The sequence below is a fragment of the Hyalangium gracile genome, from assembly GCF_020103725.1.
GTDB classification, from domain to species: domain Bacteria; phylum Myxococcota; class Myxococcia; order Myxococcales; family Myxococcaceae; genus Hyalangium; species Hyalangium gracile.
The window spans coordinates 1-1,152 of the sequence record NZ_JAHXBG010000078.1; the positions used below are offsets into that span (position 1 = coordinate 1).

2 protein-coding genes are annotated in these 1,152 nt (G+C 64.7%); both read left to right on the forward strand.

Annotated features, from left to right (window positions below):
- Positions 1-151 precede the first annotated feature (151 nt).
- Positions 152-580, forward strand: a complete 429-nt coding sequence (locus KY572_RS46870) for a helix-turn-helix domain-containing protein (protein WP_317988003.1) — start codon at positions 152-154, stop codon at positions 578-580.
- A 23-nt stretch (positions 581-603) separates the two neighbouring features.
- On the forward strand, positions 604-1,128 hold the full coding sequence (locus KY572_RS46875; RefSeq protein ID WP_224250324.1) for a transposase: 525 nt from the start codon (positions 604-606) through the stop codon (positions 1,126-1,128).
- The last annotated feature ends 24 nt before the right edge of the window (positions 1,129-1,152 follow it).

Below are 1,152 nucleotides of genomic sequence, written 5' to 3' on the forward strand. Positions count from 1 at the left end.
CTAAGTAGGTAGGCAAAAGTTCCTGACACAAGAGCCGGGAGGGGCCTACGTTGGAGGGATGCAGAAGGGACGAGGCCTCGCCCAGCGAGGACTGAGCGGGAAAGATCGTACACGTCTTCGACGAGCACTTCGACAGGCGGAGGATGTGCGCGTGTACCGACGCATCCAGGCTCTGCTGCTTGTGGCCGAGGGCCGCACGTTGGCCGAAGCCGCTGAGGTGACCGGGATGAGCCGACCTGCGGTGTACTTCTGGCTCGAGAGGTACTTGCAGTCACGGCGAGTCGAGGCGCTGCGAGATGCGCCTCGCAGCGGACGTCCTCCGGTAGCAGCCCGCATCACCGCCGAACTCATCTTCCAAGAACTCAGCTGTCCACCTTCGGACTGGGGCTACTCGACCCACACATGGACGGTGGCACTGCTGGCCGCCCACTTGGAGCGGTGCTACGGGTGCGCCATCCATCCCGATACCCTGCGTCGAAGAATGCGGGCCATGGGGTTACGCTGGAAGCGCCCACGCTACGTGTATTCGCGCAAGGCGCCCCACCTGCCCCAAAAAAAGCAGCCCTCGTTCGCCGCCTGAGAAGGCGTCCCCCGGAGGCAGTGGTGCTCGTGCTGGATGAGACGCTGCTGCGCCAGTTCCCGCCGCTGCGAGCAGCCTGGGCGCTCAGGGGAGAGCAGGCCCAGGTCCCCATCACCGGCGAGAATGCCCGGCGCGTGCTCTTCGGCGCCATCAACCCGCGCACCGGGCACCGGGTGGTGCTGCAACGCCCCTCCATGCGGCAAGAGGACTTCCAAACCTTCCTGCGCGTGTTGCGAGCGCGCTACCCTGGGCGTCCTCTGTACCTGCTGCTGGACCAGGCCAGTTGCCACACCGCCGCCAAGTCCCAGTCTCTGGCCGCGCGCCTGGACATTCACCTGCTTCTGCTGCCCAAGCAGTGGTCGGAACTCAACTCCATGGACCACCTGTGGCGTGCCCTCAAGCAGTACATCTCCGCAAACCGTCAGTACCCCTCGGTTGACGCACAGGCCCAGCACGCTGAAGACTGGGTGCTGGGCCTCTCGGATCAGCAGGCCCTCCGCAAGGCGGGCGTCCTCTCCCGCCACTTCTGGCTCCGTTCCTTGTTGTAAAGAAACTTTTGCCTACCTACTTAG